Below are 13,511 nucleotides of genomic sequence, written 5' to 3'. Positions count from 1 at the left end.
AGTCATTCCTCGTTATTCCGCGGCTTCAAGGCCGTCGCTTCCCAGTGCAGGCAACTGCATTTCAAACACCGCACCGCCATATTGGCCGTTGCGTGCAGTCAGCCGTCCCCCATGGTCGTTCACGATCCCCGACGAGATGGCAAGCCCCAGACCAACACCGTCTCCGGGCTGTTTGGTTGTGTAGAACGGCTCGAACAGGTTTTCGATATCCTCGATTCCGTGCCCGTTGTCGCGTACGGTCAGCACAGCCGTGTCACCAGCTGCCAGGATGATTTCCACATCTGGCTCCGCCACTGATTTGGTGGCGTCCAGCGCGTTTCGCAAGAGGTTGACCATGACCTGCTCGATGCGCATTCGGTCCCCCATCACGATCACGGGTTCCTCTGGTACGATCTGTGTGATCTTCACGTGTCGCTGACGCAATTGCGGCTCCATCATCGACAGGGACGAGGCCAGCGCTTCACCAAGATTTACTGGTGAAAACGCATCCGCACCCTTGCGCGCATAAGACTTGAGCTGCCGGGTAATTGCCCCCATCCGTTCGATCAGACCATCGATGCGGCCAAAGCTGGCAAGGGCCTCTTCCGGGCGGTTGCGGCGCAGCAACAGGCGGGCCCCGGCCAGATAGGTTTTCATTGCCGCCAGTGGCTGGTTCAACTCATGACTGACCGCGGCCGACATCTCGCCAAGGGCGGCCAGTTTCGAGCTTTGCGCAAGCGTCTGTTCCGCCAAATCCAGCGTCTTTTCAACCCGTTCACGTTCAGCGATTTCCCGCTGTAGCCGTGCGTTCAATGCGCGAAGCTCTGCCGACTCGCGCTGGAACAAGGTCATGCGCAACGTGGCACGGCGGCTCAACGCATAGAACGCAAGCGCCAGAAGAATCGCAAACCCCATGATTTCCAGCGCCAGAACACTGTTCACCTTTTCCCGGATCGAGGCATAGGTCGTGAACGAGGTCATCTGCCAGCCGCGGAAAGGAATGCGCGTCTCGATCCGCATCACCGCTTCGCCCTGAAGATAGGCATCAGGCGGCAGCGCGGTCCAATCGGTTGTTGCCCGGATCGCGCGCTGGATCGCCCCTTGTGGCGGTTGGCGCAGCATCGCCGTGTTCTCATCCAGCCCGCGCCAGCGGGGTTCCGTGGACAAAATGATGTTGCCGGTGCTGTCGGTAACCATCACCGCATCCGAGATACCTGCCCAAGCGCGTTCGAACTTTTGCAGGTCAACCTCGACGACGATTACCCCCAGAAACTCGGCGCCGTTCTCCAACCGGCGCGAATACACAAAGCTGTATCCGCCTGCGTCCTTGGGAATAACAGAGAAGATCGTCGCGTTCGAGCGGATCGCATCCACAAAATAGGGCGTGTTCCGGTGCCCCTCGCCCAACCTGTTCCGGTCGGTCGCGGCAACTGTGCGCCCGTCGCTGTCCAGCAATACCAGTGAGGCCGCGCCGATCTCTTCTACGAATGAAATAAGGCGCTGTGTCGACAGGGTGTAATCGCCTGACTGCAATGCCGAAATCAACGTCGGGTCGCGGGCAAGCAATTGCGGAACAATCGAGTTGCGGCGCAGTTCACTCAGCAAGTTGCCCGAATACAGCGTCAGCCGCAGTTCCGCCCGGTTGCGCGTGGATTCGGTGAACCTGTCGGTCAACAGCCGGTTCGTGACCCACACCGTTGCAATTGTCGCGACCAGCAGAACAAGAACCGCCAGCCGCAACCGCCAGCCCAGCGGTGCACCACGAAACGGTTTCAACATATTTGACCAGCCAGATCGAACTTCGGGGTTCATGGCGAAAGGTTACGCCCCGGCGGGCGAGACCTCAAGTCACGCCGCTTCAAACACACCTGACAATGCGCGGAACAACGCCACCCCATCTGTGCCGCCATGGCCCTGATCTGCTGCGCGTTCGGGGTGCGGCATCATTCCAAGCACGCGGCGGTTTTCCGACAGGATCCCGGCGATATCCCCGACCGAGCCGTTCGGGTTTTCGGCATAGGTGAACGCGATCCGGTCCTGATCTTTCAAAGCGGCCAGCGTCGCGTCATCCGCAAAATAGTTGCCATCGTGGTGCGCAATCGGAATACCGATCACATCGCCTGCGTTGTAGCCGCTGGTAAACGCGCTGTCGCTGGTTTCGACCTTCAGGCCGACGGTCTTGCAGATATATTTCAGCCCGGCATTGCGCAGCAACGCGCCCGGCAGGATGCCGGTTTCCGTCAGAACCTGAAAACCGTTGCAAATTCCGACGGCATAACCGCCGCGCTGCGTGTGTTCGACGACGGCCTTGCAAATCGGCGATTGCGCCGCGATTGCGCCGCACCGCAGGTAGTCTCCGTAAGAGAACCCGCCCGGCACACCCACGATATCAATACCTTCGGGCAAAGCCGCGTCTTTGTGCCAGACCATATCGACCTGAAAACCGGCCTGCTCAAAGGCGACGGTAAGATCTCGGTCACAGTTGGATCCGGGGAATACGATTACGGCTGCGCGCATGGCGGGCCCTCCTACGAGACAAAATCTGTGACAACCGCAACACCCGGAGGCGTTGGATGGTCAAAAGCGGCAAGCTCGGCGCTTACCTGGTTCAGGGTTATTTTCCGGGTCACCAGCGGGCTCAGGTCGACCCCTTGACCCGCGATCAGCGACAACAGCGACGGATAGCGCCAGCTTGGCATCCCGCGGGTGCCAAATACGGAGAGCTGACCAGAATAGAGCACATCCATCGGCAGCGACATCTGCACATGGTCCCCCGCGGGCATTCCGATTTGCACCATGCGGCCCAATTTACGCAGGGATCGAATGGCGGAAACGGTCGTGGCTTCGACGCCAAGCGCCTCGATCGCAACATGGGCACCACCACCGGTGACGTCTTTCACCGCCTGTGGGGCATCACATGTTGCGGCGTTGACCACCGCATCGGCGCCCAGAGTTTTGGCATAAGCCAGCTTGTCTTCGGCGATATCGACAACGATTACACGCGCGCCAAGCGCCTTGCCCAGAAGAAGCGTTGATATTCCGACACCGCCGCCGCCAAAGACAGCAATCCACTCACCACCCCGCACCTGCGCCCGGCCAACAAGCGCCTGCCACGCTGTGGTTACGCGGCACCCCAATGCGGCGGCGATTTCAGGCGCGATGCTGTCGGGCAAGGATGTCAGGTTGGCATCGGCATGAGCCACGGCGACATATTCAGCAAAGGCCCCGTCACAGGTAAAGCCGGGCACGACCTGGTTCGGGCAGATTGTCTGATGACCCTGCGCGCAGTCCGGACAATGCCCACAGGCAAGGATGAAGGGCGCAATCACCCGGTCCCCGACACGCCACCGCGTGACGCGCGCACCGACCGAGACCACCTCACCGCAAAACTCGTGACCGGGTGTCATGGGCAGGACAACGTCCGGGTCAGAGCCCGACCACGCGTGCCAGTCGGACCGGCACACGCCGCAGGCCAGCACCCGCACCACGACACCGTCTTCGGTGGGAACCGGGTCGGGGATCGTCGACACCTCAAGCGGTTGACGATAAGTGATCAGACGCGCGGCCCGCATCAATCAGGCCAGTTCGATCTCGTAGCGTTCGATGACGGTGTTGGCCAAAAGCTTCTCGCACATCTCGGTCACGTCTGCCTCGGTTGCGCCATCGGCAAGCTCAAGATCGATGACTTTGCCTTGGCGTACGCCTTCGACCTGATCAAAGCCCATCGCACCCAATGCGTGCCGTACTGCTTCGCCCTGCGGGTCCAGCACCCCGTTCTTGAGCATCACATGAACCCGTGCTTTCATTTTGGCAACTCCACTTGAGGGCCGCATACAAGGCCCATTTCGTTGCGCGGGGGATAGCGCGCCTGATGGGTTTCGACAACCCTGTTTCAAACGCAGTTTGCCGCAGGCGGGTGACGATCCTGCGCCGTCAGATGGACCCGAGTAGTTGTGCTGGCACGGCGGCTGGAAACTTCGGAATAGTCATCTGATCAAACGGCCCGGCCACACGCAAGCACCCTGCTCTGCCAATAACTTGGCAAAGGCAAAACGCCGCCCTGAGGGGGCGGCGCTGCTAAGAAGGAGTTTTTAGTTGATCAGCGTCGGCTTGGTGACATTGCTGGCAGGCAGCACACCCAGTCTTCGGGCGACCTCGGAATAGGCATCTGTCAGGCTGCCCAGATCGCGGCGGAATACATCCTTGTCCAGTTTCTGACCGGTCTTGATATCCCACAGGCGGCAGCTGTCCGGGCTGATTTCATCCGCAACGACCAGCCGCTGATAGTCGCCTTCAAACACGCGCCCGATTTCGATCTTGAAGTCAACCAGACGGATACCCACCGCCAGCATCACTCCGCTCAGGAAATCGTTCACGCGCAGCGCAAGGCTGAGGATGTCGTCCATGTCCTGCTGGCTGGCCCAGCCAAACGCGGCGATGTGTTCCTCGGTGACAAGAGGATCGCCCAAGGCGTCATCCTTGAAGCAATATTCAACGATCGGACGAGGCAATTGCGTCCCTTCGGCAATGCCAAGACGTTTCGACATCGAACCCGCCGCGTAATTACGCACGATCACTTCCAGCGGAATGATCTCGCAATTGCGCACCAGTTGTTCGCGCATATTCAGGCGCCGGATGAAGTGGTTCGGAATGCCAATCTGGGTCAGCCCGGTCATGAAGAACTCGGACAAACGGTTGTTCAGCACGCCTTTGCCATCAATCACGTCCTTCTTCTCGGCGTTGAACGCGGTGGCATCATCCTTGAAATACTGTACGATGGTGCCCGGCTCGGGGCCTTCATACAGAATTTTGGCCTTGCCTTCGTAGATTTTCTTGCGACGCGCCATAAGCGACCTTTCCAGACTGGCGAAAGGGAATGAGTCCCTTCACGTTGGCGTCCTCATAGTGCAAGCCCTGCGTTCCCGCAAGTTCGCTGCCCCGAGGGCCTTTGACGCAGCGCAAATACCTTGCACCCAGAGTGTCCTATTGTCATATCATCAGTGAGAAACGGTAATCCAAGGGGTCCCCAACCAATGACCACATTCGACGAACGTGAAGCCGCGTTTGAAAGCAAATTCGCCCATGACGAAAAGATGCAGTTTATCGCACGGATGCGCCGCAACCGCTTTATGGCTGTCTGGGCGTCTGCGCTGAAGGGCGAAACTGTTGAACAGGCACGGAAATACGGACAGGAACTGGTTCATACCGACCTGCAGCATGTCGGCGAGGACGATGTTGTCGAGGCAGTCAAAGCCTACTTGGGTGATCTTGCAGATGAAGCCACGATCCGTTCGAAAATGGCCGAGCTTCTGGTTGAGGCCAAAGAACAGGTGATGGCGGAAGGCGAGCATTGATTGCCTGAAATGCAAAACTCATGATCTTCATGAGTTTTATGAATTTGATTTGACACCCTGGTCATGAGACATGGGGCGTCTCTGTTTTTTTGCAGCGTTTATACGCTTTTTCTGGAATAACCCTATGACAAACGCGCTGAGCAAACTTCTGGACACCAAAGACGCCATCCTTGCGGACGGTGCAACGGGGACCAACTTATTTAACATGGGTCTGCAATCAGGTGATGCACCTGAGCTGTGGAACGTGGATGCTCCGGACAAGATCAGGGCGCTGTATCAGGGGTCAGTCGATGCGGGCAGCGACCTGTTTCTGACCAATACGTTTGGAGGCACTGCGGCGCGTCTGAAACTGCATGATGCGCAGAACCGCGTGGGCGAGCTGAACCGTATCGGCGCAGAACTTGGACGTGAAGTCGCAGACAAAGCCGGGCGCCCTGTTGTCGTGGCCGGATCGGTTGGACCCACCGGCGAGATTATGGAGCCGGTCGGCAGCCTGTCGCATTCCGAAGCGGTTGAAATGTTTCATGAACAGGCCGAGGCTTTGAAAGCGGGCGGGGTTGACGTTCTTTGGGTAGAAACCATCAGCGCGCCCGAGGAGTTCCGCGCGGCAGCCGAGGCCTTTGCACTGGCCGACATGCCCTGGTGCGGCACGATGAGCTTTGACACGGCCGGGCGCACAATGATGGGTGTCACCTCGGCCGATCTTGCGCTTTTGGTTGAAACCTTGCCAAACCCACCGATCGCTTTTGGGGCCAATTGTGGTACCGGCGCGTCGGATATCCTGCGCACGGTTCTGGGTTTTGCTGCGCAAGGCACCGAGCGCCCGCTGATCTCAAAGGGCAATGCGGGCATTCCGAAATACGTGGATGGCCATATCCACTATGACGGGACACCCGAACTGATGGGTCGGTATGCTGCCATGGCGCGGGATTCGGGCGCCACAATCATTGGCGGGTGCTGCGGCACCATGCCCGATCATCTGCGCAAAATGCGCGAAGCGCTGGATACCACTTCGCGCGGCGAGCGCCCGACACTGGATCAGATCACCGAGGCATTGGGGCCGTTTTCGTCGGCTTCCGACGGAACCGAGGACGACGCGGGCCCCGAACGCCGTACGCGTCGCCGCCGCCGCGCCTGACGCTTATCAACGCCCTTCGAATTTCGGAGGGCGTTTTTCCATGAACGCCACTACACCTTCAGCAAAATCCCGCGACCGGCCACATTCACCTTGAAGATGCGCCTCGGTCGCAAGCTGCTGCTGCAATGTGTTTTCGTACGTCCCGCGAATGGCACGTTTGATCGCGCCATAGGCCGCCGTTGGACCTTTGGCCAGATATTCTGCCCTTTTGTGCCAATGTGCGGCAAACGTATCATCGGGCACAGCTTCCCAGATCATGCCCCATTCTTCGGCCTGCCGGGCGCTGATCTTGTCAGCAAACAAGGCCGCCCCCATCGCTTTGGCCAAGCCCATCTGGCGCGGCATGAACCAGGTGCCCCCGGCATCGGGCAGCAAGCCGATACGTGCAAACGCCTGTAGGAAATACGCACTTTCCGTTGCAATAACCACATCCGCACACAGCGCAAGGTTGGCCCCTGCCCCCGCAGCAGGTCCGTTTACAGCAGCGATCGTCGGAACCGGACAGCTGTGGATGGTTTCCAGCATCGGCTCGTATTCGTCGCGCAATGATCGTTCCAGATCGATCTTACCGGTCGATGATGCATCGCCCAGATCCTGCCCGGAACAAAACGCCGGACCTGCCCCGGTGATAACGATACAACGCGCTTTAACCGCGGCGTCTTTCATCGCGTGGGTAATCTCTGCCCGCATCCGTGTGGTCAGCGCGTTCATCTTGTCCGGTCTGTTCAGGGTCAGAACCGCCAGACCGTCCGATATGTCCAATAGAACCGTTTCGTAATTCATGAAGACTTTTTCCCTCGCGCCACGTGTTTAAGCACATTTACTTGTCCGGGCTGGTTGGGAAAAGCAGAACCAAACGTCAGTCTTCAAGAATTTGGCGAAGGCGTTCCTGTTCTTCTGCGCTTAGAGCTTCGGTTTCACCTGAAACCTGCGCCCTGGCGCGTGTGCGAAGAAAGTTCAACCCGACTGCGGCAGCGATCAGCAACATGATTGGCCCGGCAAGCCACAACAGCAGATTCGAACCGCTGGTGGTGGGCTTGAGCAAGACATATTCGCCGTAGCGGTCAACGATAAACGCGACGGCCTCTTCGTCGCTGTCACCCGCAACCAGGCGTTCACGCAAAAGCAAGCGCAGATCGCGTGCCAGTTCAGCGTTGCTTTCGTCAATGCTTTCATTGCGACACACCAGGCATCGCAACCCGACACTCAGGTCGCGCGCCCGCTGCTCCAGAACAGGGTCGTCTAGAACTTCGTCAGGTTGTACCGCAAACACCGGCGCTGCCAGCAGCAGCAGGATCAATACAAGGCGTTTCATTCTGCGGGTACTCCGCCAGCGGAGGATTTGCGCGCACCTGCGGCGACACGGAACCGCCTGTCGCTCAGGCTAAGGACACCGCCGAGCGCCATCAGGATACATCCACCCCAGATCCAGTTCGCCAAAGGCTTGATATAGGTGCGCATGACCCAGCCGCCATCTGCCTGCTGATCCCCGATGACGACGTAAAGATCACCAAGAAAACGATAGTCAATCGCGGCCTCGGTCGTCGGCATGCGTGCAACGGGATAATCCCGTTTCTCGGGATGCAGCGTTCCGATGACGCGACCGCCCTTTTCGACCAGAACATCAGCCGTGGTTGAAAAATAGTTCGGCCCCTGAACCCGTCGCACGTCCTGCAATGTCAGTGTAAACTGACCCACTTCGAACGGCTGGTTCAGTTGCGCCACACGGATATCTTCCGCCTCCCACGCGGTCAGACCGGCAATCGCAAAGATCGTGACCCCAAGACCGGTATGGGCAACTGCCTTACCCCAATCGGCTCCCGGAAGTCGGATCAGACGTTTGAAGCTGCCATTGCGGCCTGTCCGGCTCCACAAATCAATGGCGGCGCCGAATGTAATCCAAGCCCCCAGGAACAAGCCTACGGGTCCTAACGCGCTGCGACCGGTCTGCATCGCCCAAACCAACAGCGCAATCGCCAGCGCCAGACCAAGGGCATAGCGCAGGGACCAGGCCGTTTTGCCCAGCCGACCGCGTTTCCACGGCAGCATCGCCCCGATTGGCAGGATCAGCCCCAGCAAAACCATGAATGGAGAAAACGCCGCGTTGAAAAACGGTGCCCCAACCGAAAGTTTGCGGTCAAACATCATCTCGGCCACCATCGGCCACATCGTCCCAACAAAAACGACGAAGCAACTGACCGCCAGAAGGACATTGTTCACGATCAGCGCGCTTTCGCGGCTGACCATGCCAAAAACGCCCTTGGCCTCCATCGCCTGCGCGCGCGCGGCAAACAAGGTAAGCGCGCCGCCGATGAAGAAGACCAGAATGATAAGGATGAACACACCGCGTTCCGGATCATTGGCAAAGGCGTGAACCGAGGTCAGCAGCCCTGATCGTACGATAAACGTACCGATGAGGGAAAATCCAAACGCGATGATTGCCAGCAGAATGGTCCAACTTTTCAATGCTTCGCGCTTTTCCACAACAATTGCCGAGTGCAACAGCGCCGCCGCCAGCAGCCAGGGCATGAAGGACGCGTTTTCGACCGGGTCCCAGAACCAGAAGCCGCCCCAGCCCAGCTCGTAATAGGCCCACCAGGATCCCAGCGCGATACCGATGGTCAGGAAAACCCAGGCCGCCAGCGTCCAGGGGCGTACCCACCGGCCCCAGGCCGCATCAATGCGCCCTTCGATCAGGGCAGCAATCGCAAAGCTGAATGCCATGCTCAAGCCGACGTAGCCGAGGTACAGAAACGGCGGGTGGAAGGCCAGCCCGGGGTCTTGCAGCAGCGGGTTCAGGTCGCGCCCGTCAAACGGAGCGATGGCCAGCCGGTCAAACGGGTTCGACGTTAACAGGATAAAACCGAAAAACGCCACGGCAATGGCCGATTGAACGGCCAGAACACGTGCTTTGAGCGTCGGTGGCAAGCCGCCGCCAAAGAAGGCTGCCATCGCACCAAACAGGGTGACGATCAGCACCCACAGCAGCATGGATCCTTCGTGGTTGCCCCATGTTCCGCTGATCTTGTACAGCATCGGCTTTGCCGTGTGGCTGTTCTCGACCACGATCCTGAGGGAAAAGTCAGAGGTTACAAACGCCCAGATCAAAGCACCAAATGCAAACGCCGTCAGCAGGAACTGCACGATGGCGGCAGGCTCTGCAAAAGCCATCCAGCCGGTCCAACGTTTTGAGGCGCCGATCAGGGGAACAACGCTTTGCACAATTGCGACAAAGAACGCGAGGATCAGGGTGAAGTGGCCAAGTTCTGTAATCATGCCCCGGAATATACGCCGGTGCGGAACCGGGGGCCATGACCTTTAGCTTGATCTGTACGCACAAAGTGTCGCGGGTCAGATACCGCGAAGCTTTCGCCAATCGTTTAACGCCTGGTTTTCCTCGGGACGTATGACATCGCTGTTCAGCACAGCATCCGGACCGGGATCAGCAACTCCCGGGCTGTCGCTCTGCATCGTGCGCAAGGCCTCGATATTGCTCATGACCGTTGGCAGTTGCGTCATGGTTGAGTGGATATCCCGCTGAAAATCCTGCATTTTACTTTGGTGACGCGCGCCAAAGTAAAACGAAACGATTACGCCCAGCAACCACCACAGCGGCTCTGGGACCAAGGCTATGCCCTGCATCCGTGCGGCAAACCATATTGGGTCGACCATGGCGGCAACAAACAAGCCAAGCGTTCCCAATGCAAGCGCCGGGCGCGGCAACCTGTTTACACCGTCCATGACACGGTCAAACAGGCCCTTCTGAGGTGCCTGAAATTCGCTACCGAACTGCACCATGGCCTGAGTTTGAACCTCGTAAGCGCGCACCGCGCTAGCTTCGGTGTTTTCACGATAGAGTTCTGCGGTTTCCTGCAAGACGTTGCGCCCGTTGCCAAACAGCAGCGCCAACACACCTGAAATCAGCCCCATGCCGCGATCCTTCTGTTAAAATCGCTGTCCGACAGGTGATAACGCGGCGAAAGGAACTCTTCCGCCCGTTTTATCCAGCCACCTTTGCCGCCTGATCGGCTATGCGCGTATTTTCTGGATGCAGGCCGCCGATCAGCAAGGCGAAAATAGTAGTTTCGCCGCGCAATTCCGTAAGCGTCGCGCAAGACGTCAGGCTCTGGCTGCGCCGCGCTTTCGCAGGCCGCCACGGTTTGCGGCCCGATTACGCCATCGGCGGTGACTTTGAACCCCATTTCCTGTAGCAGCCGCTGAAGGATCTTCACCGCCTGCGCACCGGAATTCACATACATGTCGAAAACAGAGGCATGCAGGGTTTCGGGCAGCTCAACAATGCGCGGCTTTTCGAAATAGTGCCGCACAAAAATGTCGACCGCTTGCCGACGGGACAATGCGCGCACATCCGCCTCGTCAACCCGTCCGTCGCCAGTCAGATCCAAGCCCAGCCTGCGCAGGGTGTGTATCGTGACCCCGTACTTGGTTGCCCCGCCCGGATCGTCGGGGTCATCAACAAAGCCCCCTTCACGGGCCACAATCTCTTTGGCAATTTGCCGAACCGTTTGCATACCACCCTCGTAACGTTAGGTGGCCACACCGTTTCCGACAGACATTAACGAATCAAAACGAAACGGAGCGCTGCATGCACCATGCACGCAACGCTCCGTAACAGATTCAAACAGCTTCAGCTTTCTTCCGCGCCTTTATAGACACCTTGCTCTTTCAGAGCGTCCATGACCTCTTTCGGCATGTAGGTTTCATCGTGTTTGGCAAGAATTTCAGTCGCTTCAAAGACTCCGTTCACGTAACTGCCTGTGCCGATCATCCCCTGATTTTCCGAGAATAGATCAGGCAGGACACCTGTGAACGAGACCGGAACGCTTTCACCACCATCCGTTACAACAAAACGAATGGTTTCGCCCTGTCCGCGGATGATCGAGCCTTCTTCGACCAAGCCGCCAATCCGAAACACTTCGGTCGGTTTCGGCGGCTCTGCAATCACCTCGCTGGGCGAGCGGAAAAAGTTGATCCCGTCCTGCAATGCCCAGCCAATCAACGCTGTTGCCGCCACCAAGGCAACAACTGCCACCAGAATGACTTGTACGCGCCGACGTTTCTTGAGCGTTTTCATACCATCCTCACGGGAAAAGCGGGGCCATCATCAGGCCCAGAGTTTCATCTTCACCTAACATCAGGTTCGCGTTCTGCAAGGCTTGCCCACTGCTACCTTTTGTCAGATTATCTAGCGCCGCAATCACAATTGCGCGCCGCTCAATCCGATCCGCCACAACACCGATGTGACAGAAATTCGACCCCCGCACATGGTGGGTCGAAGGGGTCTCACCCATCGGCAGCATCTGGATGAACGGCTCATCCGCATAGGCTTTGGCAAGCGTTTCGTAGATGCTGTGCGGGTCACCCTTCACATAGGTTGTGGCCAGAATACCCCGGTTTGCAGGGATAAGGTGGGGCGTGAACTGCACATGCACAGCCCGACCGGCAAGTTTCGAAAACTCCTGATCGAACTCGCCAAGATGCCTGTGTGTCCCGCCGACGGAATAGGCATTGCTGCCTTCGCTCAGTTCAGCGTGCAGCAGGTTTTCCTTCAGTGACCGCCCTGCCCCTGATACGGCGCATTTCAGATCAAGAACGATATCGTCCAGATCAATGACCCCGGCGGATATCAGTGGCCGCAGAACATATTGCCCGGTCGCCGCATTGCACCCGGTACCCGCAACAAGCCGTGCCCTCTTGATGTCTTCGCGGTAGAACTCGGTCAGACCATAGATCGCCTCTTCCTGCTGTTTTAGCGCGGTATGCGGATTACCGTACCATTTTTCGTACTCGTCGGGGTCTGCCAGCCGGAAGTCTGCGGACAGGTCAATGATTTTCAGGCCTTTCGGCAAGTCCCGGATCACTTCCTGACTGGTTTTGTGCGGCAAGGCGCAAAAACACAGGTCGACCTGCGCAAAGTCGATCTCGGAGATTTTGCACAAGTCCGGCAGATCCATGTGGCGCAGATGCGGGAAGACCTGCGCCATGGTCATGCCAGCCTTACGTTCGGCGGCCAGCGCGACGATATCCATGTTCGGGTGCTCGGCGATCAGCCGCACCAGTTCAGCGCCAGTATAGCCCGAAGCGCCCAGAATTGCGATTTTGTGGGTCATGTCAGACCTCTTTCACTTGAGTGTCACATGTTTCGACCGCCGTTGCGACGGCCTTGAAATAAGGGAAGCAGAGCGGCTGCGTCCTTGACCTAAGTCAGGCAGCCTGGAACGTGATTTGTCGTCGGAGGAATTGCGTCGCCCGGTCGCTGACAACATTGGGTTTGCCCGTTGTCAGAAAACCACTTGGGCCCTCGCCCAACATGGTGGGATGACGTTGCAGGTAATCTGCCAGACTGTCAGCAACAAGCGCACCCTGGCTGTAAACCTGCACATCTTCACCCAACGCAGCCTGGAATGCTTCGGCCATCAACGGGTAATGCGTGCAGCCCAGAATAGCGGCCTGAGGTTCCGGCATCTTGCGCTTGAGCGCATCCACATGGCTGCGCACCAAGGCTTCGGCCAGGATCATGTCGCCGTCTTCTATGGCATCCACAACGCCGCCACAGGCCTGTGCCTCGACATCCACACCGATGGCCCGAAAGGCCAATTCACGCTGAAAGGCCCGACTGGATACCGTGGCAGGCGTTGCAAACAATGCCACATGTTTGACGGCCACTTCGCGCGGCGGAGAATTGTCGCCCCATTGCCGTTCGGTCAGCGCTTCGATCAACGGGACAAAAACGCCAAGAACGCGTTTGCCGCTGGGCACGCCCTCTTCCTGCATGCGCCGCAACGCTGCGGCGCTGGCCGTGTTGCAGGCCAGAATCACCAGATTGCAGCCACGCGACCACAGATCCTGAACCGCCTTGCGGGTCAGTTGATAGATATCCTCGGCATCACGCACACCGTATGGCGCGTGTGCACTATCTGCAAAATACAGGAAATCAACGTCCGGCAGACGTTGCTGCGCGGCACTCAGGACGGTCAGACCGCCCAAACCGGAATCGAAGATACCTACTGCCATTAGAT

General features: G+C 58.3%; 15 protein-coding genes. 2 read left to right on the top strand and 13 right to left on the bottom strand.

Features of this window, described 5'->3' with window-relative positions; all coding sequences use genetic code 11:
- Window positions 1-12: 12 nt before the first annotated feature.
- The 5 genes from ACR0AD_RS03665 to purC form a co-directional block, all read right to left on the bottom strand.
- Entirely contained in the window at window positions 13-1,758 is a 1,746-nt protein-coding gene (locus tag ACR0AD_RS03665; protein WP_480481076.1) for a sensor histidine kinase, read from the bottom strand.
- 69 nt (window positions 1,759-1,827) lie between these two features.
- The gene (gene purQ, locus ACR0AD_RS03660) at window positions 1,828-2,496 is read right to left on the bottom strand and encodes a phosphoribosylformylglycinamidine synthase subunit PurQ (RefSeq protein WP_480485727.1); all 669 of its coding nucleotides are present in this window, start codon (window positions 2,494-2,496) and stop codon (window positions 1,828-1,830) included.
- An 11-nt stretch (window positions 2,497-2,507) separates the two neighbouring features.
- Window positions 2,508-3,551, bottom strand: coding sequence for a zinc-dependent alcohol dehydrogenase family protein (locus tag ACR0AD_RS03655; RefSeq protein ID WP_480485729.1), 1,044 nt, complete (start codon window positions 3,549-3,551; stop codon window positions 2,508-2,510).
- A 3-nt stretch (window positions 3,552-3,554) separates the two neighbouring features.
- On the bottom strand, window positions 3,555-3,785 hold the full coding sequence (gene purS / locus ACR0AD_RS03650; RefSeq protein WP_480485730.1) for a phosphoribosylformylglycinamidine synthase subunit PurS: 231 nt from the start codon (window positions 3,783-3,785) through the stop codon (window positions 3,555-3,557).
- Window positions 3,786-4,070: 285 nt separating this feature from the next.
- Window positions 4,071-4,826: a phosphoribosylaminoimidazolesuccinocarboxamide synthase gene (gene purC / locus ACR0AD_RS03645; RefSeq protein ID WP_209504015.1), complete on the bottom strand. Its 756-nt coding sequence runs from the start codon at window positions 4,824-4,826 to the stop codon at window positions 4,071-4,073.
- A 186-nt stretch (window positions 4,827-5,012) separates the two neighbouring features.
- Between purC and ACR0AD_RS03640 the strand changes: the two genes are divergently transcribed.
- Window positions 5,013-5,333, top strand: a complete 321-nt coding sequence (locus ACR0AD_RS03640; protein WP_267364605.1) for a DUF1476 domain-containing protein — start codon at window positions 5,013-5,015, stop codon at window positions 5,331-5,333.
- 124 nt (window positions 5,334-5,457) lie between these two features.
- A complete protein-coding gene (gene bmt / locus ACR0AD_RS03635) occupies window positions 5,458-6,471 on the top strand; it encodes a betaine--homocysteine S-methyltransferase (protein ID WP_267364607.1) in 1,014 nt (337 codons plus the stop codon).
- Window positions 6,472-6,477: 6 nt separating this feature from the next.
- Here the strand turns inward: bmt and ACR0AD_RS03630 are convergent, their stop codons facing one another.
- The 8 genes from ACR0AD_RS03630 to murI all read right to left on the bottom strand — a co-directional run bounded on the left by ACR0AD_RS03630 (window position 6,478) and on the right by murI (window position 13,506).
- On the bottom strand, window positions 6,478-7,254 hold the full coding sequence (locus tag ACR0AD_RS03630; RefSeq protein WP_480485732.1) for an enoyl-CoA hydratase-related protein: 777 nt from the start codon (window positions 7,252-7,254) through the stop codon (window positions 6,478-6,480).
- A 76-nt stretch (window positions 7,255-7,330) separates the two neighbouring features.
- On the bottom strand, window positions 7,331-7,786 hold the full coding sequence (locus ACR0AD_RS03625; RefSeq protein WP_480481083.1) for a cytochrome c-type biogenesis protein: 456 nt from the start codon (window positions 7,784-7,786) through the stop codon (window positions 7,331-7,333).
- Window positions 7,783-9,747: a heme lyase CcmF/NrfE family subunit gene (locus ACR0AD_RS03620; protein ID WP_480485734.1), complete on the bottom strand. Its 1,965-nt coding sequence runs from the start codon at window positions 9,745-9,747 to the stop codon at window positions 7,783-7,785. Before ACR0AD_RS03620 ends, ACR0AD_RS03625 begins: the two co-directional genes overlap by 4 nt.
- 75 nt (window positions 9,748-9,822) lie before the next feature.
- Entirely contained in the window at window positions 9,823-10,401 is a 579-nt protein-coding gene (locus ACR0AD_RS03615) for a holin family protein (RefSeq protein ID WP_480485736.1), read from the bottom strand.
- Entirely contained in the window at window positions 10,392-11,003 is a 612-nt protein-coding gene (locus tag ACR0AD_RS03610) for a holin-associated N-acetylmuramidase (RefSeq protein WP_480485738.1), read from the bottom strand. Before ACR0AD_RS03610 ends, ACR0AD_RS03615 begins: the two co-directional genes overlap by 10 nt.
- Window positions 11,004-11,119: 116 nt before the next feature.
- On the bottom strand, window positions 11,120-11,566 hold the full coding sequence (ccmE, locus tag ACR0AD_RS03605) for a cytochrome c maturation protein CcmE (protein ID WP_209504023.1): 447 nt from the start codon (window positions 11,564-11,566) through the stop codon (window positions 11,120-11,122).
- Between the two features lie 7 nt (window positions 11,567-11,573).
- Window positions 11,574-12,602: an N-acetyl-gamma-glutamyl-phosphate reductase gene (gene argC, locus ACR0AD_RS03600; RefSeq protein WP_480485740.1), complete on the bottom strand. Its 1,029-nt coding sequence runs from the start codon at window positions 12,600-12,602 to the stop codon at window positions 11,574-11,576.
- Between the two features lie 94 nt (window positions 12,603-12,696).
- Window positions 12,697-13,506 (bottom strand): glutamate racemase, encoded by an 810-nt coding sequence (murI, locus tag ACR0AD_RS03595; protein ID WP_209596136.1) that lies wholly within the window; start codon window positions 13,504-13,506, stop codon window positions 12,697-12,699.
- Window positions 13,507-13,511: the final 5 nt, after the last annotated feature.

The organism is Ruegeria sp. BH8, from assembly GCF_056538065.1.
The sequence above is the reverse complement of the archived record's forward strand: the minus strand, read 5'-3'. Positions and strand labels throughout refer to the sequence as shown.

What these genes read in the sequence shown, in the direction of transcription:
- murI (WP_209596136.1), bottom strand. Translation starts at nt 13,506, where the DNA reads ATGGCAGTAGGTATCTTCGATTCCGGTTTGGGCGGTCTGACCGTCCTG.
- purS (WP_480485730.1), bottom strand. Translation starts at nt 3,785, where the DNA reads ATGAAAGCACGGGTTCATGTGATGCTCAAGAACGGGGTGCTGGACCCG.
- purQ (WP_480485727.1), bottom strand. Translation starts at nt 2,496, where the DNA reads ATGCGCGCAGCCGTAATCGTATTCCCCGGATCCAACTGTGACCGAGAT.
- purC (WP_209504015.1), bottom strand. Translation starts at nt 4,826, where the DNA reads ATGGCGCGTCGCAAGAAAATCTACGAAGGCAAGGCCAAAATTCTGTAT.
- ACR0AD_RS03655 (WP_480485729.1), bottom strand. Translation starts at nt 3,551, where the DNA reads ATGCGGGCCGCGCGTCTGATCACTTATCGTCAACCGCTTGAGGTGTCG.
- ACR0AD_RS03640 (WP_267364605.1), top strand. Translation starts at nt 5,013, where the DNA reads ATGACCACATTCGACGAACGTGAAGCCGCGTTTGAAAGCAAATTCGCC.
- bmt (WP_267364607.1), top strand. Translation starts at nt 5,458, where the DNA reads ATGACAAACGCGCTGAGCAAACTTCTGGACACCAAAGACGCCATCCTT.
- ACR0AD_RS03630 (WP_480485732.1), bottom strand. Translation starts at nt 7,254, where the DNA reads ATGAATTACGAAACGGTTCTATTGGACATATCGGACGGTCTGGCGGTT.
- ACR0AD_RS03625 (WP_480481083.1), bottom strand. Translation starts at nt 7,786, where the DNA reads ATGAAACGCCTTGTATTGATCCTGCTGCTGCTGGCAGCGCCGGTGTTT.
- ACR0AD_RS03610 (WP_480485738.1), bottom strand. Translation starts at nt 11,003, where the DNA reads ATGCAAACGGTTCGGCAAATTGCCAAAGAGATTGTGGCCCGTGAAGGG.
- ACR0AD_RS03620 (WP_480485734.1), bottom strand. Translation starts at nt 9,747, where the DNA reads ATGATTACAGAACTTGGCCACTTCACCCTGATCCTCGCGTTCTTTGTC.
- ACR0AD_RS03615 (WP_480485736.1), bottom strand. Translation starts at nt 10,401, where the DNA reads ATGGGGCTGATTTCAGGTGTGTTGGCGCTGCTGTTTGGCAACGGGCGC.
- ccmE (WP_209504023.1), bottom strand. Translation starts at nt 11,566, where the DNA reads ATGAAAACGCTCAAGAAACGTCGGCGCGTACAAGTCATTCTGGTGGCA.
- argC (WP_480485740.1), bottom strand. Translation starts at nt 12,602, where the DNA reads ATGACCCACAAAATCGCAATTCTGGGCGCTTCGGGCTATACTGGCGCT.
- ACR0AD_RS03665 (WP_480481076.1), bottom strand. Translation starts at nt 1,758, where the DNA reads ATGTTGAAACCGTTTCGTGGTGCACCGCTGGGCTGGCGGTTGCGGCTG.